Origin of the sequence: Corynebacterium jamesii, assembly GCF_046097395.1 — a bacterium.
Taxonomy (GTDB): domain Bacteria; phylum Actinomycetota; class Actinomycetes; order Mycobacteriales; family Mycobacteriaceae; genus Corynebacterium.
This window is the reverse complement of the sequence record NZ_CP175789.1, coordinates 2,396,012-2,409,308: the sequence shown is the minus strand read 5'-3', so window position 1 is coordinate 2,409,308 and position 13,297 is coordinate 2,396,012. Positions and strand designations below refer to the sequence as shown.

Genomic DNA, 13,297 nt, shown 5'->3' with positions numbered 1-13,297 from the left:
CAAGATGCTGCACGATTCTACAGGCACGTTTCTCGAAGGTTTGGAAGGAAGGTGGGAGCCCCCATGAACGCACGTTCTGGCCCCTCTTTCGTAACCCTCGGAGTAGCCGCGGAAATCACGGAAGCCCTGGCAGAAGCCGGTATCACCCATGCGTTCGCCATCCAGGAATACACCCTTCCCATTGCGTTGAAAGGCTCCGACGTCATCGGCCAGGCACGCACGGGCATGGGCAAGACCTTGGGCTTCGGCATTCCTGTTCTCGATCGGGTTTTTGATGACGCCACCGTCACCGCCCCCGACGGCACCCCGCGCGCCTTAATCGTGGTGCCTACCCGAGAGCTGTGCCTGCAAGTCACCGACGATCTGACCCTGGCCGCCCAAAATCTACGGGTGCCGGTGGGGGCCGAGGGGGCGTCCCAAAGAAAGAACAACAAGACCCGCGCGCTGCAGATACAGGCGCTGTACGGTGGCGTGGGATTCGAGAAGCAGACCGCCGCGTTGGCGCGCGGCGTGGATGTCGTCGTCGGCACTCCGGGCCGGCTCCTGGACCTCGCACGGCAGGGTTACTTGCAGTTGGGAGCAGTCGAGATCGTGGTGCTGGACGAGGCCGACGAGATGCTGGACCAGGGGTTCTTAGACGACGTGCGCGACATCATTACACAGACCAGCGACATGCGGCAGACGATGTTGTTCTCCGCCACGATGCCGGGCCCGATTGCAGCACTGACCAGGACTTTGATGCGCCACCCGGTACTGATCCAAGCCGACAGTGCGGCGACGGAGGCCACCCACGACACCACCCGGCAGGTGGTGTTCCAGTCCCACAAGCTCGACAGGCTCTCCGCACTCGCCCGGATTTTGCAATCGCCGGGGCGCGGCCGCAGCATCGTGTTCGCGCGCACCAAAAGGCAGGCGGCGAACGTGGCCGAAGAGCTGGCAGAGCTGGGCTTCCGCGTTGGTGCAGTGCACGGCGACATGCGACAGAACGACCGCGAGAAATCCTTGGGCGAGTTCCGCCGGAACGAGGTTGACGTGATGGTGGCGACCGACGTGGCTGCCCGTGGCATCGACATCGAGGACGTCACGCACGTGATCAACTACCAGGTGCCAGACGACGAGCGCACCTACGTCCACCGCATCGGACGCACCGGACGCGCGGGCAACACCGGTACGGCGGTGAGCCTCATCGGCTGGGACGAGGTCACGCGCTGGAACGCGATTAGCGACGCTCTGGGCCTAGGCCTGCAGGATCCACCGCAGTGGTTTTCTTCCAGCGAAGAGTTCCTGGCGGAGTTCGACCTGCCGAATAACGTCGGCGACCAGGTTGGCCCAGCGCGCAGTGTAAAGGGCGCTGCGTTGAAAGTGAAGAAGTCCCAGCGGAGGCCGCGCCGATGAGCCGCATCTTCCCCTCCCCCGAGCGTGCGCGCCGCAGCGACCACATCGTTGCCGCCGCGCTAGCTTGCTGTGTGCTGGCGCTAGGCGGCGCCACGTGGCTGGGATCGGATGCCCGCACAGTTGAGCACGAGGTTGCCGCCGAACCGATCTCGGCTAAGGATAGAACCCTCCAGTCGCCGGACGCGGCCGCACTCGGCGCCCAGGTGCCGGAGAAGCTGCGGGAACTGTGGACCGCCACGACAGATTCCGATGACCTGGTAGTGGATCAGGGCGGCGTGGTGCTGACCGAGGGGACGAAAGCGACGATGGTGCGCGGCCAGGATGGTTCCGAGGTTTGGCACTACCGCGCCCCGAACGACCTGTGCGCCGTGGCGGCGAACTGGGGGAAAACAAACCTGTTCCTGCACGGCCCCAAGGGGTGCGGGCAGGTGGTGTCGCTGGATAGCGGTAGCGGCGAGTACCGGCACACCCGCGACATGCTGGCGACTGACGATGTTGCACTGTTTCAAAGCCGGGACAACCTCGGCATGCTCAGCCCTTCCCGCACAGAGCTGTTGCGTTCCGACCTGGTGCGGCGCGTGGAGGTCGGAGAGAAGCTGACCGCCGTTAAGCCCGGAAAGCAGAAGTACCTGGAGTGCAGTTTCACCTCCGCGCTGACGCGCAAGGACTTGCTGGCAACGGCACAGACGTGCCCGGAAAAGGATAAGAAGCTGATCCGGCTGCTCAAAGCACAGCCCGAGGATTCGGACGCGCCGGAGAAGTTCCACGAGTACGAAGTGCCCGCGGGCAGCGAGCTGGTGGCCATCGGCGTGGATCGGGTAGTGATCTACGCGCCGGGCAATGGCACCCGCGCGAAGGACGAGATGGACAACGAAGGTGCGCGCTTTCAAGTGCTGGATATGGAAGGCAATTTTCAGCAGTTCCCCGCCGACCCGGCGCCCCTGCTGGATCCACAGAAGCGCGAGGGGACTCTGTTTAGGGCTCAGACCGCGGACTCCGCACACCTGATGAGCTGGTTTGACGGCACGCGCGTTGTCACATTTAGCCCGTCTACGCTGAAGGCGAAGTTCACGGTGGAAGGCGCTATCGGACCAGCGACCTCCCTCGACGGACGGCTACTAGTACCCACAGCCAAGGGCATCGCCGTGGTGGATTGGGATGAGGGCAAGATCCTGCGCACCATCCCGGTAGATCGCCAGGGCTACACCGGCCAAGTAACCCTCAAACTGTCAGGCGACGTGCTGGTGGAGAAGCGCGGGGAGGCTGTCGTGGCGCTGGGGCGAGCCGAATAGCAGTGGGCACCGTGAACACAGTGGGCACAGTGCAATAACCGCTTTTGCCTCCCTGACCAAATCGTTTTATTGTGACTTTCATCACAATTTAAGTTTTAACTCTAGCCAAACTGGCAAAAGCATGCCAAAATCATCCGAGTAACCGATAAGAGGCCAAAAGGTTAACAACAAACCAACAAGGCCTTAATCGAAGGCGAGAAGCCGCCGCGACCCCCTCTACACACAGGTCTGCACGCCACTTCGCCACAACCACTTTTGCCTGAATTTGCCTAGAGAATCTCTAGGTTTATTCGTCGATCCCAACTTCGATTGCGAAGGGAACCCACCAGGGTATCCCCTAGCCAAAAGTGTCCCACACCAACGCAACAACACAGACGACACACCTCGGGCATTCATTGCCTAAAAAATAGAAGGGAAATACAACAATGGATTGGCGCCACAAAGCCGTTTGCCGTGAAGAAGACCCCGAACTGTTCTTCCCCGTAGGAAACTCCGGCCCCGCTCTGGCACAGATCGCCAAGGCCAAGCTGGTATGCAACCGCTGCCCCGTCGCTTCCCAGTGCCTGAACTGGGCCATCGAGTCCGGCCAGGATGCTGGCGTGTGGGGCGGCATGGCTGAGGACGAGCGTCGCGCACTGAAGCGCCGCACCAACCGTGGCCGCAGCCGCAGCCGCAAGCGCATCACTGTTTAGTCCCCGACATTTTGTCCAGCTTCGCGCCCCGGCTAAGCTGAACTGGTTGAAACTATCCCCTGTATAAACCGAGGAGCTGCACAATGAGCAAGCGTGGCCGCAAGCGCAAGGATCGTCGCAAGAAGAACGCCAACCACGGCAAGCGTCCGAACTCTTAAGGCGTAACTCACAAGGCCGGCAGGCACACCGCATAGAACGGTGTCTCTGCCGGCCTTTTGCTGTACCTACTCCTCTACGCGGTAGCTAATCACCCGCAATTGCGTGCAGATCCGCGCCCGCAGCTCCACTGGAGCGGGCTGGCTGCAGCAGCTCCGCAGGAGGTCCCGGACCTGCTGCTCAATCCCCAACTGTCGTAGGCACTCCGGGCACGCGTCTGCGTGTGCGCGCAAGCGCTCGCGACTCTCCCAGTCGGCGTCACTATCAGCGACCTCGTACAGGGCATCTAGCAGGTCGTCACAGTCCGTTTTTCGCGAATTGTCTTTGCACATATGCTCTATCCCTTCGCTTCCGTCAGCTTGTTATGTGCCGTCTCCGTCACGATCCCGTGCTCGGCGGCTACGTCCTTCAGCTTGCTGCGCAGCTGCTTGCGCCCGCGGTGCAACCGCGACATCACGGTCCCGATGGGAGTGTCCATGATTTCGGCGATCTCCTTGTAAGCCAGCCCCTCCACGTCCGCGTAGTACACGACCATGCGGTAGTCATCGCCCAAGCTCATCAGTGCATCCTGGATGCGCTTATCGGGAATGTTCTTCAGGGCCTCCACCTCGGCGGATTGCAGCCCCACGGAGTCGTGCTTCGCCGTTTCGGCCAGCTGCCAATCGGTCATCTCGTCAGCGCTGGACTCCGTCGGGCGCCGCTGCGCCTTGCGGTAGTTGTTGATATACGTGTTCGTCAGGATTCGATACATCCACGCCTTCAGGTTGGTGCCTTCCTTAAAGGAACCAAATGCCTGGTAAGCCTTCATATACGCATCTTGCACCAGGTCCTGGGCGTCGGCCGGGTTGCGCGTCATCCGCAGCGCCGCCCCGTACAGCTGATCCAACAACGGCAGTGCGTCGGCCTCGAATCTTTGCAGCAGCTCATCTGCAGTGTCTTCGCTGCGTCTCATTCGCTCACCTCTCACCATTCCTACAACGCAATTCTATCCCCCATTCATTCCCACCAGCCCCGGGTAGTTGTTCGCCACGGAGCCAACCTTTCTGTCCGCCTTCCGGCTATCAACTGTTGTTGCCCTGTTTGGCGACGCCACCTCCTCCGCCCCTTCACCCTTAAGCCAAGCACCTAGCTCATCGCCCACCAAAATCCTGGGCATGCGGCTGTGCAGCCATTCCAGTTCCGGCAGAGCCGCGACGGTGATGATGGTGCCGTACAGCTGCCCCTCGACGGCCTTGCACAGTCCAGCGGCATACATAGGTTGGCCGTCGGTGGCAGAGGTAAACCAGGGCTGTTTCTTGCCGTCCTCCCCCACCGTCCACTCGTACCAACCATTCATCGGGAAGGCACACGGCAGGGAACTAGAGAACATCGGCTTAGAAAACGCGGTCTCTCCCCGGGCATTAAACACCGTCTTCGGCGGGTAGCCCCACCGCGCAGGGCCAATCGCCGCCTCGCCCTTGAATTCCCGGACGATGGGCACCTCCGCGGTGGGGGCCACATTGTAGTTGGCGGGCCATTCCCCCGTTCCGGCGCGCGGGATGCGCCGGGTTCCCAGTCGGCGGCGTAGGTCACCCGAGAGTTCTTCCAGGGAGCTGAACAATACATATCGGCCACACATACCTGCCCATTATGCCCACCCCTCGCTTCTTTTCCATCAAAAAAGTGAGACAATACGAGTATGTCTGCAGGTATGTCTGAACAACTCTGGCCGGCTCCCGTCGCCACCGAGCCGGTGCGAGCCACCGTGGCTATCCCCGGCTCGAAGTCGATCACGAACCGCGCGTTGATCCTCGCCGCGCTGGCGGATGAACCCTCCACCATCACTGGTGGCCTGATCAGCCGCGATACCGAGCTTATGATGGCCGCGCTACGGGCCATGGGCACCCAAATCCAGGTAAAGAACGACCAGATGCACGTCACACCGGCAGAAAAGCTACACGGTGGCCAGGTGGATTGTGGCTTGGCTGGTACCGTCATGCGCTTCGTCCCGCCAATCGCCGCGCTAGCGGAAGGGACAGTCGCTTTCGACGGCGACGTCGAGGCTCGCCGTCGGCCGATGTCCACCACCCTCGATTCCCTCCGCGCCCTCGGCACAGAAGTGCACGCCGCCACCGAATCCAACCCCGAGGGGCTACCGTTCTTCGTCGAGGGCAAGGGGACGATCCAGGGAGGCGAGATCACTATAGACGCTTCCCAGTCTTCCCAGTTCGTCAGCGGTCTGCTTCTCACCGGCGCCCGCTTCACCGAGGGCGTGACGGTCATCCACCGGGGCAACTCCCTGCCCAGCCAGCCGCACGTGGAAATGACGGTGCAGATGCTGCGCGAGGCCGGCGTGGCCGTAGAGACCTCCTTCAACCGCTGGACCGTCCACCCAGGGCCGATCCACGGCCGCCACTGGCATGTGGAGCCCGACCTCTCGAATGCCACCCCCTTCATGGCCGCGGGCGTGCTCACCGGCGGCTGCGTGCGCATCAAGAACTGGCCCGCCACTACCAACCAGCCGGGTGACCAATTCCGCCAGATCTTGCTGGACATGGGCGCGGAAGCCGAGTTGGACGTCCACAACGGCGAGCTTGTCGTCACCGGCACTGGCCACCTCAACGGCATCACCTGGGACATGCACGACATCGGCGAACTGACTCCCACCGTGGCCGCCCTTGCTGCCCTGGCCGATAGCCGCAGTCACCTATACGGCATCGCACACCTGCGCGGCCACGAGACCGACCGCCTGCAGGCACTGGCGGATAACATCAACGCCCTGGGTGGCCACGTCGAGCAAACCGCCGACGGGCTGGTCATCCACCCCGCCGCCCTGGAAGGTGGCCGCTGGGAGTCCTACGCCGACCACCGCATGGCCACCGCCGGTGCGATCCTCGGCCTGCGCGTGGAAGGCATCGAGGTTTCAGACGTGGACACTACCGCCAAGACTCTCCCCGGCTTCCGCCGCCGCTGGGCGCAGCTGCTGGGCCAGGAGCGCTAGATGGGGCGCCGCAGTAGCGCCCGCAACTGGGACGAATCCGACGTTCGGGTACGCCCCGGAAAGGGCTCCCGCCCCCGCACCAAAGACCGACCCAGCCACAAAAACGCCAAGCGCGGCCTGGTTGTTTCCAAGGATCGCGGCCGCTGGGGGGTGGTGTTGGACGAAGACGGCACCCTTGTCACCTGTATGCGCGCCCGCGAGATGGGGCGCACGAACGTCGTCGTAGGCGACCACGTGGGCGTGGTCGGTGATACCTCCGGCAAGAAGGACACCCTCGCGCGCATCGTTCGGTTGGAGGACCGCACCTCGGTACTTCGCCGCACCGCGGACGATACGGATTCCTTCGAGCGCATCGTCGTCGCCAACGCGGACTACCTGCTGATCGTCAGCGCCGTCGCCGATCCCCCGCCCCGCACCGGCTTCGTGGAGCGCGCCCTTATCGCCGCGTTCGTCGGCGGCCTCACGCCGCTGGTGTGCCTCACCAAATCTGACCTTGCCGACCCCAGCACCTTCGCCGCCGAGTTCCGCGACCTCGACGTAGAAGTCCTCACCACCGGCGTGGACGACTCCTTGGAAGAGCTCACCGAACGCATCACAGGCCATGTTAGCGCCTTGGTCGGCCACTCCGGGGTGGGCAAGTCCACCCTGTTTAACCGCCTGATCCCCGACGCAGAGCGCGCCACCGGCGAGGTCAGCGGCGTGGGCAAGGGCCGGCACACCTCCACCCAGTCGGTCGCGCTCAAACTACCCCAGGGTGGCTGGATCATCGATACCCCCGGCATCCGCAGCCTGGGTCTGGCGCACGTTGACCCCGATACGGTCGTGGAGGTTTTCGAGGATCTGCGCGAAGTCATCGAAGACTGCCCGCGTGGCTGCACTCACATGGGACCACCCGCGGATCCGGAGTGCGCCCTGGATACCCTCACCGGCGCGTCCGCCCGACGCGTCACCGCGATCCGTCGCCTGCTAGAGGCCCTACGCAGCAACAACGAGTGGGAAATGTAGCAGAACCGCTACATTAGGTCCACCAGGAACGGCAGCTCCTTGCCGTCGTACCAACTCATCAGGTTGTCTTCGCAGTCCCCCAACGCGAATTCCGCGTCTTCATCCCCCAGGTCAGCTGCGTCGATGCACTCGATCGCCTTCGCTGTAGCGGCCTCCGCGTCGGCGTCATCAACATGGATCGCCAACAACTGCCGCACCGCAACAACGGCTGGGTCCAGACGCACTACGGACTCGCCATCCTCCGGCGCCAGCGTCACCGCGGCATCGTCGATCTCCGCACTGATGACCACTCGACGGTGTGGGAAGCGCTCCTCCCCGCCCGCGCTCAACAGGCGCAGCGAGGCGCGTGCAGCGTCGAGGAACGCGGTGTATGCCAGCTCTTCCTCGTCGCCGCCGGTGTAGAACTCCCGCACTGCGGGGGTCAGGGCAAAACCCACCGCAGAGCGCACGGGGTGCTCGCCCTGCTCCGCGAGGGTGCCCAGCATGTCAAAGGTCGCGGGAATGTACACCAGCATGGTTTAGAACTCCCCCTCCAGCTCGAACACGCCGGTGATCTCCACGACCGCGCGGTCGAACTGCTGGTAGTAAATGCCGATCAAGCCCGCGTCCACTGCACCGCGGATGTTCAGGATGTTGTCGTCCACCAGCACCAGATCCTGCTGCGGCAGCTCCAAGCGCTCGGCAGTAATGCGGAAAACTTCCTCCGACGGCTTCTCGGCGCCTACCTCGCCGGACAAAATCACGGCGTCCACGTAGCCGCCCTCCAGCCACGTGCGGATGGGAGCCGCGCCCGCCCCGCCCGGATCGTTGGAAAGGATCGCCGTAGCAATGCCCTCCGCCCGCGCAGCCGACAGCAGCTTGCGCCACCGTCGACGGTCTTCCTCGGCGCCGTCCAGCACGCCACAATAATCAACTACTAGTCCACGCATGCCCTACATTCTGCCATCTTTTCGCCCGCTGGCACCCCGAAGGGCACACTCTTCGCTATAGTTATGGCCGTACGGCGCCTTCGGGGGAAGGCGCCACCGGGGCACTACCGGGCACTACCTAGGGGGATTTTCTTTCGTGACCACTTCTGCTTCCGCGCGCCCACTTGCGGATTTCGTGTTTCTGCGCCCGCCCACGCCGGCCGTCGCCGTGCAGGCTACCGAAGAGGAAGTTGCTGATTCTTTTTCGGACGCCCACACTCCGCCACCCCAACGCATCGCGCAGATTGTAAAGATGTGGCTGGAGGCTTTGGAGGGGCGCCGCCCAATCGATAGTCTGCGCCGGGCACCCTTCGGTGAGCGGGTCTTGGAGCAGCTGCGGGTACGCCGAGCCGTGCGCCCGGAGCCGCTAGCTGGGCGGGCGGAACAGGGTGCGCACATCATAAGCCTGCACATACAGCCCAGCGCGAGCGACTGTGTACGATTCTGCGCATCGGTACAGATGGGCGAACGGGTGCGAGCGCTAGCGGGCACCATGTCCCAACACACGCAAAAGCGCCGCGCGGGGCTGCATCAACTTCGCAGCTCCACGCGGCGCGGGGTCAAGGTCTGGGCAATCGATAGCCTCAGCTTGATTTAGCCTCCCATGGTGGTCTGGGTGGCGCGATCCACGGCCACGCCTTCGTTACCCGCCGCCGGATCGTCGACGTGCACCTGGCCGGCCTGCTTCAACTGGTTGCGCACCAGGAACAGCTGGCGGACAGTTTCTTCCTTGATGCCGTCCTTCATGCGGTTGAACATGTCGCCACCCTCGCGCTGGTACTCCACCAGAGGATCGCGCTGCGCCATCGCGCGCAGGCCGATGCCCTCCTTCAGGTAGTCCATCTCGTAGAGGTGCTCGCGCCACTTCTGGTCCACAACGTTCAGCAGCGCCGCGCGTTCCATGCCACGCATCTGCTCCTCGCCGGCGATCTCGGTGACCTTCTCCTCCAACTCGTCGTACTCGTGGTTGGCATCCTCGAGCACGGCATCCAGCAGCTGGGAAGAGCTCAGCTCGCCCGGGCGGCCGTACTCGTTGCCATCGACCAGCTCCTCGTGGGTGAAGGACGGCCCGTAGAGGGAATCCAGAGCGTTCCACAGGGTATCCAGGTCCCAGTCCTCGACGTACCCCTCAGCGGTGGCACCGTCGACGTACGCCTCGACAGTGTCCTTGAGCATGCTGCGGATCTGCGACTCCACGTCTTCGCCCTCGAGAATCTGGCGGCGCTCGCCATAGATCACCTTGCGCTGCTCGTTCATAACCTCGTCGTACTTCAGAACGTTCTTGCGCATCTCGAAGTTGGCGGACTCCACCTGGGACTGTGCGCCCTTAATGGCGTTGGTGACCATCTTCGAGTCGATAGCCTCGTCATCCGGGATGTTGAGGCGCGTCATCATCGCCTCCATTGTCTGGCCGACGAAGCGCACCATCAGGTCGTCGCGCATGGACAGGTAGAAGCGGGTCTCGCCCGGGTCACCCTGACGTGCGGAACGACCACGCAGCTGGTTGTCGATACGTCGCGACTCGTGGCGCTCCGTGCCCAGCACGTATAGGCCACCGACCTCGCGAACCTTCTCTGCTTCTTCCTTAGACTCGGCGCGAACCTTCTCGATCTCGCCGTCCCATGCCTCTTCGTACTCCTCCGGAGTCTCCACCGGATCCAGCCCACGCTCGCGCAGGTTGATGTCGGCGATGATGTCCGGGTTACCACCCAGCACAATGTCCGTACCACGGCCGGCCATGTTGGTAGCCACGGTCACCGCGCCCAGGCGACCGGCCTGCGCGACGATCTCGGCCTCCTTCTCGTGGTACTTCGCGTTCAGCACGTTGTGCTTGATACCGCGGCGCTGCAGCAGCTTCGACAGGTACTCGGAACGCTCCACAGAGGTGGTACCCACCAGCACCGGCTGGCCGGTCTCCACGCACTCGGCGATGTCCTCGGCCACCGCCTCGAACTTTGCCTCCTGCGTCTTGTAGATCAGATCGACGTGATCCTTGCGCTTGTTTTCCTTGTTCGTCGGGATCGCAGCGACGTCCAGCTTGTAGGTGGACTTCAGCTCGGCAGCCTCGGTCTCTGCCGTACCGGTCATACCGGCCAGCTTGTCGTACAGACGGAAGTAGTTCTGCAGCGTGACGGTGGCCAGCGTCTGGTTCTCGTTCTTAATCTCGACGTGTTCCTTCGCCTCGATCGCCTGGTGGATGCCCTCGTTGTAGCGGCGGCCGTCCAGGATGCGACCGGTGAACTCGTCGACGATGACGACCTCGCCGTTGCGGACGATGTAATCCTTGTCGCGGGTGAACAGCTCCTTGGCCTTGATGGAGTTGTTCAGGTAGCTCACCAGCTGTGAGTGCTCGGGGGCGTACAGGTTCTCGATGCCCAGCTGGTCCTCGACGAACTCCACACCCTCTTCCTTGACGCCCACGGTCTTCTTCCGCTCGTCAATTTCGTAGTGGATGTCGCGGGTCAGCTTCGGGGCAATGGCAGCGAAAGCGGTGAACCACTTGCTGGAGCCATCCACGGGACCGGAGATGATCAGCGGGGTACGCGCCTCATCGATGAGGATCGAGTCGACCTCATCCACAATGGCGTAATTGTGGCCACGCTGCACCAAGTCGTTCAGGGAGTGCGCCATGTTGTCGCGCAGGTAATCAAAGCCGAACTCGTTGTTCGTGCCGTAGGTGATATCTGCGTTGTAGGCCTCCCGGCGCTCGGCGGGGTTCTTGCCGCTCAGGATCACGTCGGTGGACAGCCCCAGGAAGCGGTGCACGCGACCCATCCACTCGGCATCGCGCTTAGCCAGGTAGTCGTTCACGGTGACGACGTGCACGCCCTTGCCGGACAGTGCGTTCAGATAGGCGGGCAGCACACAGGTCAGGGTCTTACCCTCACCGGTCTTCATCTCGGAGACGTAGCCGAAGTGCAGGCCGGCACCGCCCATGATCTGCACCTTATAGTGCTTCTGGCCCAGCACGCGCCAGGAGGCCTCACGCGCAGCGGCAAAGGCCTCGAGCAAAATGTCGTCCAAGCTCTCTCCGTCGTCCTGGACTCGCTTCTTCAGCTCGTCGGTTTTGGCCCGCAGCTCCTCGTCGCTCAGTGCGGTGTATTCCTCGTCGAGGTCCATCACCTGATCGGCGATCTTCGCGAGACGCTTGACCGCACGCCCTTCGCCCATACGGAGGATTTTCGAAAGTCCTAGCACGCTGATGCTGTCCTTTTCTAGATTTCTAGATTTCTAAAACTTGTTAGCTAACTTGTTGGCTTCGGCCAATCCTACCCCCACCCCCAAGTCCGCGGGCAACTGCACCCGGCATTTTCTACCAGAAAAACCGCCCCTTCACGAGTTAATCGTCAGGGGCGGCTTAACGGGGCGAGAGAGGTATTACTTCTCTGCTTCCTTCTCCTGCAGGGTGATCAGGCCGTAGTCGAACGCGTGGCGGCGGTACACCACGGACGGCTGGCCGTTCTCCTCGTTGATGAATAGGAAGAAGTCGTGACCCACGAGCTCCATTTCGCTCAACGCCTGATCGACACTGATCGGGGAAGCCTTGTGCACCTTCTTACGCACAACCTGCCCCGGCTTGAACTGATCCTCGTAAGGGTCGACATCGTACTGACCGACCTCCTCCGGCTTCGCCTCAGCCTGCGGCTGTGCCTCTTCCACCAGGTTGGCAGCTGCCTCACCCATAGACATCGGGGCACGGTGGCCGGAGCGCGCGATCTTGCGGCGCGCCTTTACCTTGCGCAGGGAGCGCTCCATACGGCCGATAGCTACCTCGAGGGCAGCGTAGAAGGAGTCTTCCTTGGCCTCTGCGCGAGCGATGTGGCCCTTGCCCGTAGCGGTAATCTGCAGGCGATCCTGCTGGTCACCACGGCGCGGATTCGGCTCGTGCTGCAGCTCTACGTGGAAAAACGTGAGGGTGGGATCCAGGCGCTCGATCTTTGCCAGCTTGCCATTGACACGCTCTGCGAAGTGCTCCGGCACCTCAACGTTGCGGCCGGTGATCTCTACGCCTGCCTCGGGTGCAGCCAGTTCCTCGTTGCCAAGGTTGGACGAGTTGTTGCCGGTCGACATTGCTCAACCTCCAAAGTCATTCACCGCCAAAATCGGGCCGGATTACCCACCTTCCAACGGTGATCGTTCCAACCAATAGTCTACCTATCGGCACTACTGCACTTGTGCATATACCCCTTATTTATGCGGTCTAGGCACCCGCCAACACCAACGCCAGCTGTGGATGCACCCCGTGCGCGGACAAGGCCAGCGCAAACTGCGCCGTCGTCGCCCCGGTAGTGCACACGTCGTCCACAATCACCACTTCCCGCACCCCACGCAACTGGCCGACAGCCACCGGGTCACAGCGGATGCCGCGGGCCACGTTCTCGCGCCGCTGGTGGCGGCCCAGCCCCACAGAGTCCACGCTCGCCTCGTCCAGCCACCCCACCGGGCACACCTCCACTCCGGGGTACAAGGCGGCCGCCGCCTGGCAGAAACGCGTGACGATATCCCCACCGCGCTGCCGCGCCGCTGACCGGCGCGTGGGCGCGGGCACCAACACCACCCGCCCCAGGCGCGGGTCAGGCACCAAGCCCAGGCCGCTAACGTGCAGAATGCCGGCGGCCAGCACTCGCCCGGCGACCTCGATCGCCGCCGGCCGCAGCCGCTCCTTCGCACTCAGAATCAGCATCCTCCGAGCTCCGCCGTAGGTTCCCGCCGCAAACACGGGCACGGCTGCTACTCGCGGCTGCCAGCGCTGCCAGGGCTGTAGCAGCTGCAAGCCGCACGCCTCACACAGCTGCCCGCCAGCTACTG

General features: G+C 63.1%; 15 protein-coding genes. 7 read left to right on the top strand and 8 right to left on the bottom strand.

What is annotated here, in order from left to right; genetic code table 11:
- Positions 1–63 precede the first annotated feature (63 nt).
- The 4 genes from ACKFRT_RS10825 to ACKFRT_RS10810 all read left to right on the top strand — a co-directional run bounded on the left by ACKFRT_RS10825 (position 64) and on the right by ACKFRT_RS10810 (position 3,537).
- On the top strand, positions 64–1,395 hold the full coding sequence (locus ACKFRT_RS10825) for a DEAD/DEAH box helicase (RefSeq protein ID WP_408925283.1): 1,332 nt from the start codon (positions 64–66) through the stop codon (positions 1,393–1,395).
- Positions 1,392–2,687, top strand: a complete 1,296-nt coding sequence (locus ACKFRT_RS10820) for a hypothetical protein (RefSeq protein WP_408925282.1) — start codon at positions 1,392–1,394, stop codon at positions 2,685–2,687. Before ACKFRT_RS10825 ends, ACKFRT_RS10820 begins: the two co-directional genes overlap by 4 nt.
- A gap of 425 nt (positions 2,688–3,112) precedes the next feature.
- Positions 3,113–3,379: a WhiB family transcriptional regulator gene (locus ACKFRT_RS10815; RefSeq protein ID WP_296213091.1), complete on the top strand. Its 267-nt coding sequence runs from the start codon at positions 3,113–3,115 to the stop codon at positions 3,377–3,379.
- An 83-nt stretch (positions 3,380–3,462) separates the two neighbouring features.
- The gene (locus tag ACKFRT_RS10810; RefSeq protein WP_380023015.1) at positions 3,463–3,537 is read left to right on the top strand and encodes a 50S ribosomal protein bL37; all 75 of its coding nucleotides are present in this window, start codon (positions 3,463–3,465) and stop codon (positions 3,535–3,537) included.
- A gap of 66 nt (positions 3,538–3,603) precedes the next feature.
- Here the strand turns inward: ACKFRT_RS10810 and rsrA are convergent, their stop codons facing one another.
- Genes rsrA through ACKFRT_RS10795 form a run of 3 tightly spaced genes read right to left on the bottom strand, consistent with a single transcriptional unit; the run spans position 3,604 to position 5,153 of the window.
- Positions 3,604–3,867 (bottom strand): mycothiol system anti-sigma-R factor, encoded by a 264-nt coding sequence (rsrA, locus tag ACKFRT_RS10805; RefSeq protein WP_408925281.1) that lies wholly within the window; start codon positions 3,865–3,867, stop codon positions 3,604–3,606.
- Between the two features lie 5 nt (positions 3,868–3,872).
- Complete coding sequence (locus ACKFRT_RS10800; RefSeq protein ID WP_296213085.1) at positions 3,873–4,487, bottom strand: sigma-70 family RNA polymerase sigma factor; 615 nt, start codon at positions 4,485–4,487, stop codon at positions 3,873–3,875.
- A 33-nt stretch (positions 4,488–4,520) separates the two neighbouring features.
- Complete coding sequence (locus ACKFRT_RS10795) at positions 4,521–5,153, bottom strand: SOS response-associated peptidase (protein WP_296213082.1); 633 nt, start codon at positions 5,151–5,153, stop codon at positions 4,521–4,523.
- 72 nt (positions 5,154–5,225) lie between these two features.
- Between ACKFRT_RS10795 and aroA the strand changes: the two genes are divergently transcribed.
- Both aroA and rsgA read left to right on the top strand, forming a co-directional pair.
- Positions 5,226–6,515 carry a 3-phosphoshikimate 1-carboxyvinyltransferase gene (gene aroA / locus ACKFRT_RS10790; RefSeq protein WP_296213078.1) on the top strand — a complete coding sequence of 430 codons (1,290 nt, stop codon included), beginning with the start codon at positions 5,226–5,228 and terminating at the stop codon, positions 6,513–6,515.
- A complete protein-coding gene (gene rsgA / locus ACKFRT_RS10785) occupies positions 6,516–7,520 on the top strand; it encodes a ribosome small subunit-dependent GTPase A (RefSeq protein ID WP_296213075.1) in 1,005 nt (334 codons plus the stop codon).
- 8 nt (positions 7,521–7,528) lie between these two features.
- On the opposite strand, the gene ACKFRT_RS10780 is transcribed toward rsgA, so the two are convergent.
- Positions 7,529–8,035 carry a DUF6912 family protein gene (locus ACKFRT_RS10780; RefSeq protein WP_296213072.1) on the bottom strand — a complete coding sequence of 169 codons (507 nt, stop codon included), beginning with the start codon at positions 8,033–8,035 and terminating at the stop codon, positions 7,529–7,531.
- A 3-nt stretch (positions 8,036–8,038) separates the two neighbouring features.
- Complete coding sequence (locus ACKFRT_RS10775; protein WP_296213069.1) at positions 8,039–8,449, bottom strand: HAD family hydrolase; 411 nt, start codon at positions 8,447–8,449, stop codon at positions 8,039–8,041.
- 136 nt (positions 8,450–8,585) lie between these two features.
- Here ACKFRT_RS10775 and ACKFRT_RS10770 point away from each other — a divergent pair, with 136 nt between their 5' ends.
- On the top strand, positions 8,586–9,086 hold the full coding sequence (locus ACKFRT_RS10770) for an Rv3235 family protein (protein WP_296213066.1): 501 nt from the start codon (positions 8,586–8,588) through the stop codon (positions 9,084–9,086).
- Here the strand turns inward: ACKFRT_RS10770 and secA are convergent.
- The 3 genes from secA to ACKFRT_RS10755 form a co-directional block, all read right to left on the bottom strand.
- Positions 9,083–11,686, bottom strand: coding sequence for a preprotein translocase subunit SecA (gene secA, locus ACKFRT_RS10765; RefSeq protein WP_408925280.1), 2,604 nt, complete (start codon positions 11,684–11,686; stop codon positions 9,083–9,085). The genes ACKFRT_RS10770 and secA overlap by 4 nt on opposite strands.
- Before the next feature lie 180 nt (positions 11,687–11,866).
- The gene (hpf, locus tag ACKFRT_RS10760; RefSeq protein ID WP_296213061.1) at positions 11,867–12,559 is read right to left on the bottom strand and encodes a ribosome hibernation-promoting factor, HPF/YfiA family; all 693 of its coding nucleotides are present in this window, start codon (positions 12,557–12,559) and stop codon (positions 11,867–11,869) included.
- A gap of 130 nt (positions 12,560–12,689) precedes the next feature.
- Entirely contained in the window at positions 12,690–13,262 is a 573-nt protein-coding gene (locus ACKFRT_RS10755) for a ComF family protein (protein ID WP_296213058.1), read from the bottom strand.
- Positions 13,263–13,297: the final 35 nt, after the last annotated feature.

Bases quoted from the DNA above. Each gene is read 5' to 3' on its own strand.
- ACKFRT_RS10825 (WP_408925283.1), top strand. From the start codon at position 64: ATGAACGCACGTTCTGGCCCCTCTTTCGTAACCCTCGGAGTAGCCGCG.
- ACKFRT_RS10820 (WP_408925282.1), top strand. From the start codon at position 1,392: ATGAGCCGCATCTTCCCCTCCCCCGAGCGTGCGCGCCGCAGCGACCAC.
- ACKFRT_RS10815 (WP_296213091.1), top strand. From the start codon at position 3,113: ATGGATTGGCGCCACAAAGCCGTTTGCCGTGAAGAAGACCCCGAACTG.
- rsrA (WP_408925281.1), bottom strand. From the start codon at position 3,867: ATGTGCAAAGACAATTCGCGAAAAACGGACTGTGACGACCTGCTAGAT.
- ACKFRT_RS10800 (WP_296213085.1), bottom strand. From the start codon at position 4,487: ATGAGACGCAGCGAAGACACTGCAGATGAGCTGCTGCAAAGATTCGAG.
- ACKFRT_RS10795 (WP_296213082.1), bottom strand. From the start codon at position 5,153: ATGTGTGGCCGATATGTATTGTTCAGCTCCCTGGAAGAACTCTCGGGT.
- aroA (WP_296213078.1), top strand. From the start codon at position 5,226: ATGTCTGAACAACTCTGGCCGGCTCCCGTCGCCACCGAGCCGGTGCGA.
- rsgA (WP_296213075.1), top strand. From the start codon at position 6,516: ATGGGGCGCCGCAGTAGCGCCCGCAACTGGGACGAATCCGACGTTCGG.
- ACKFRT_RS10780 (WP_296213072.1), bottom strand. From the start codon at position 8,035: ATGCTGGTGTACATTCCCGCGACCTTTGACATGCTGGGCACCCTCGCG.
- ACKFRT_RS10775 (WP_296213069.1), bottom strand. From the start codon at position 8,449: ATGCGTGGACTAGTAGTTGATTATTGTGGCGTGCTGGACGGCGCCGAG.
- hpf (WP_296213061.1), bottom strand. From the start codon at position 12,559: ATGTCGACCGGCAACAACTCGTCCAACCTTGGCAACGAGGAACTGGCT.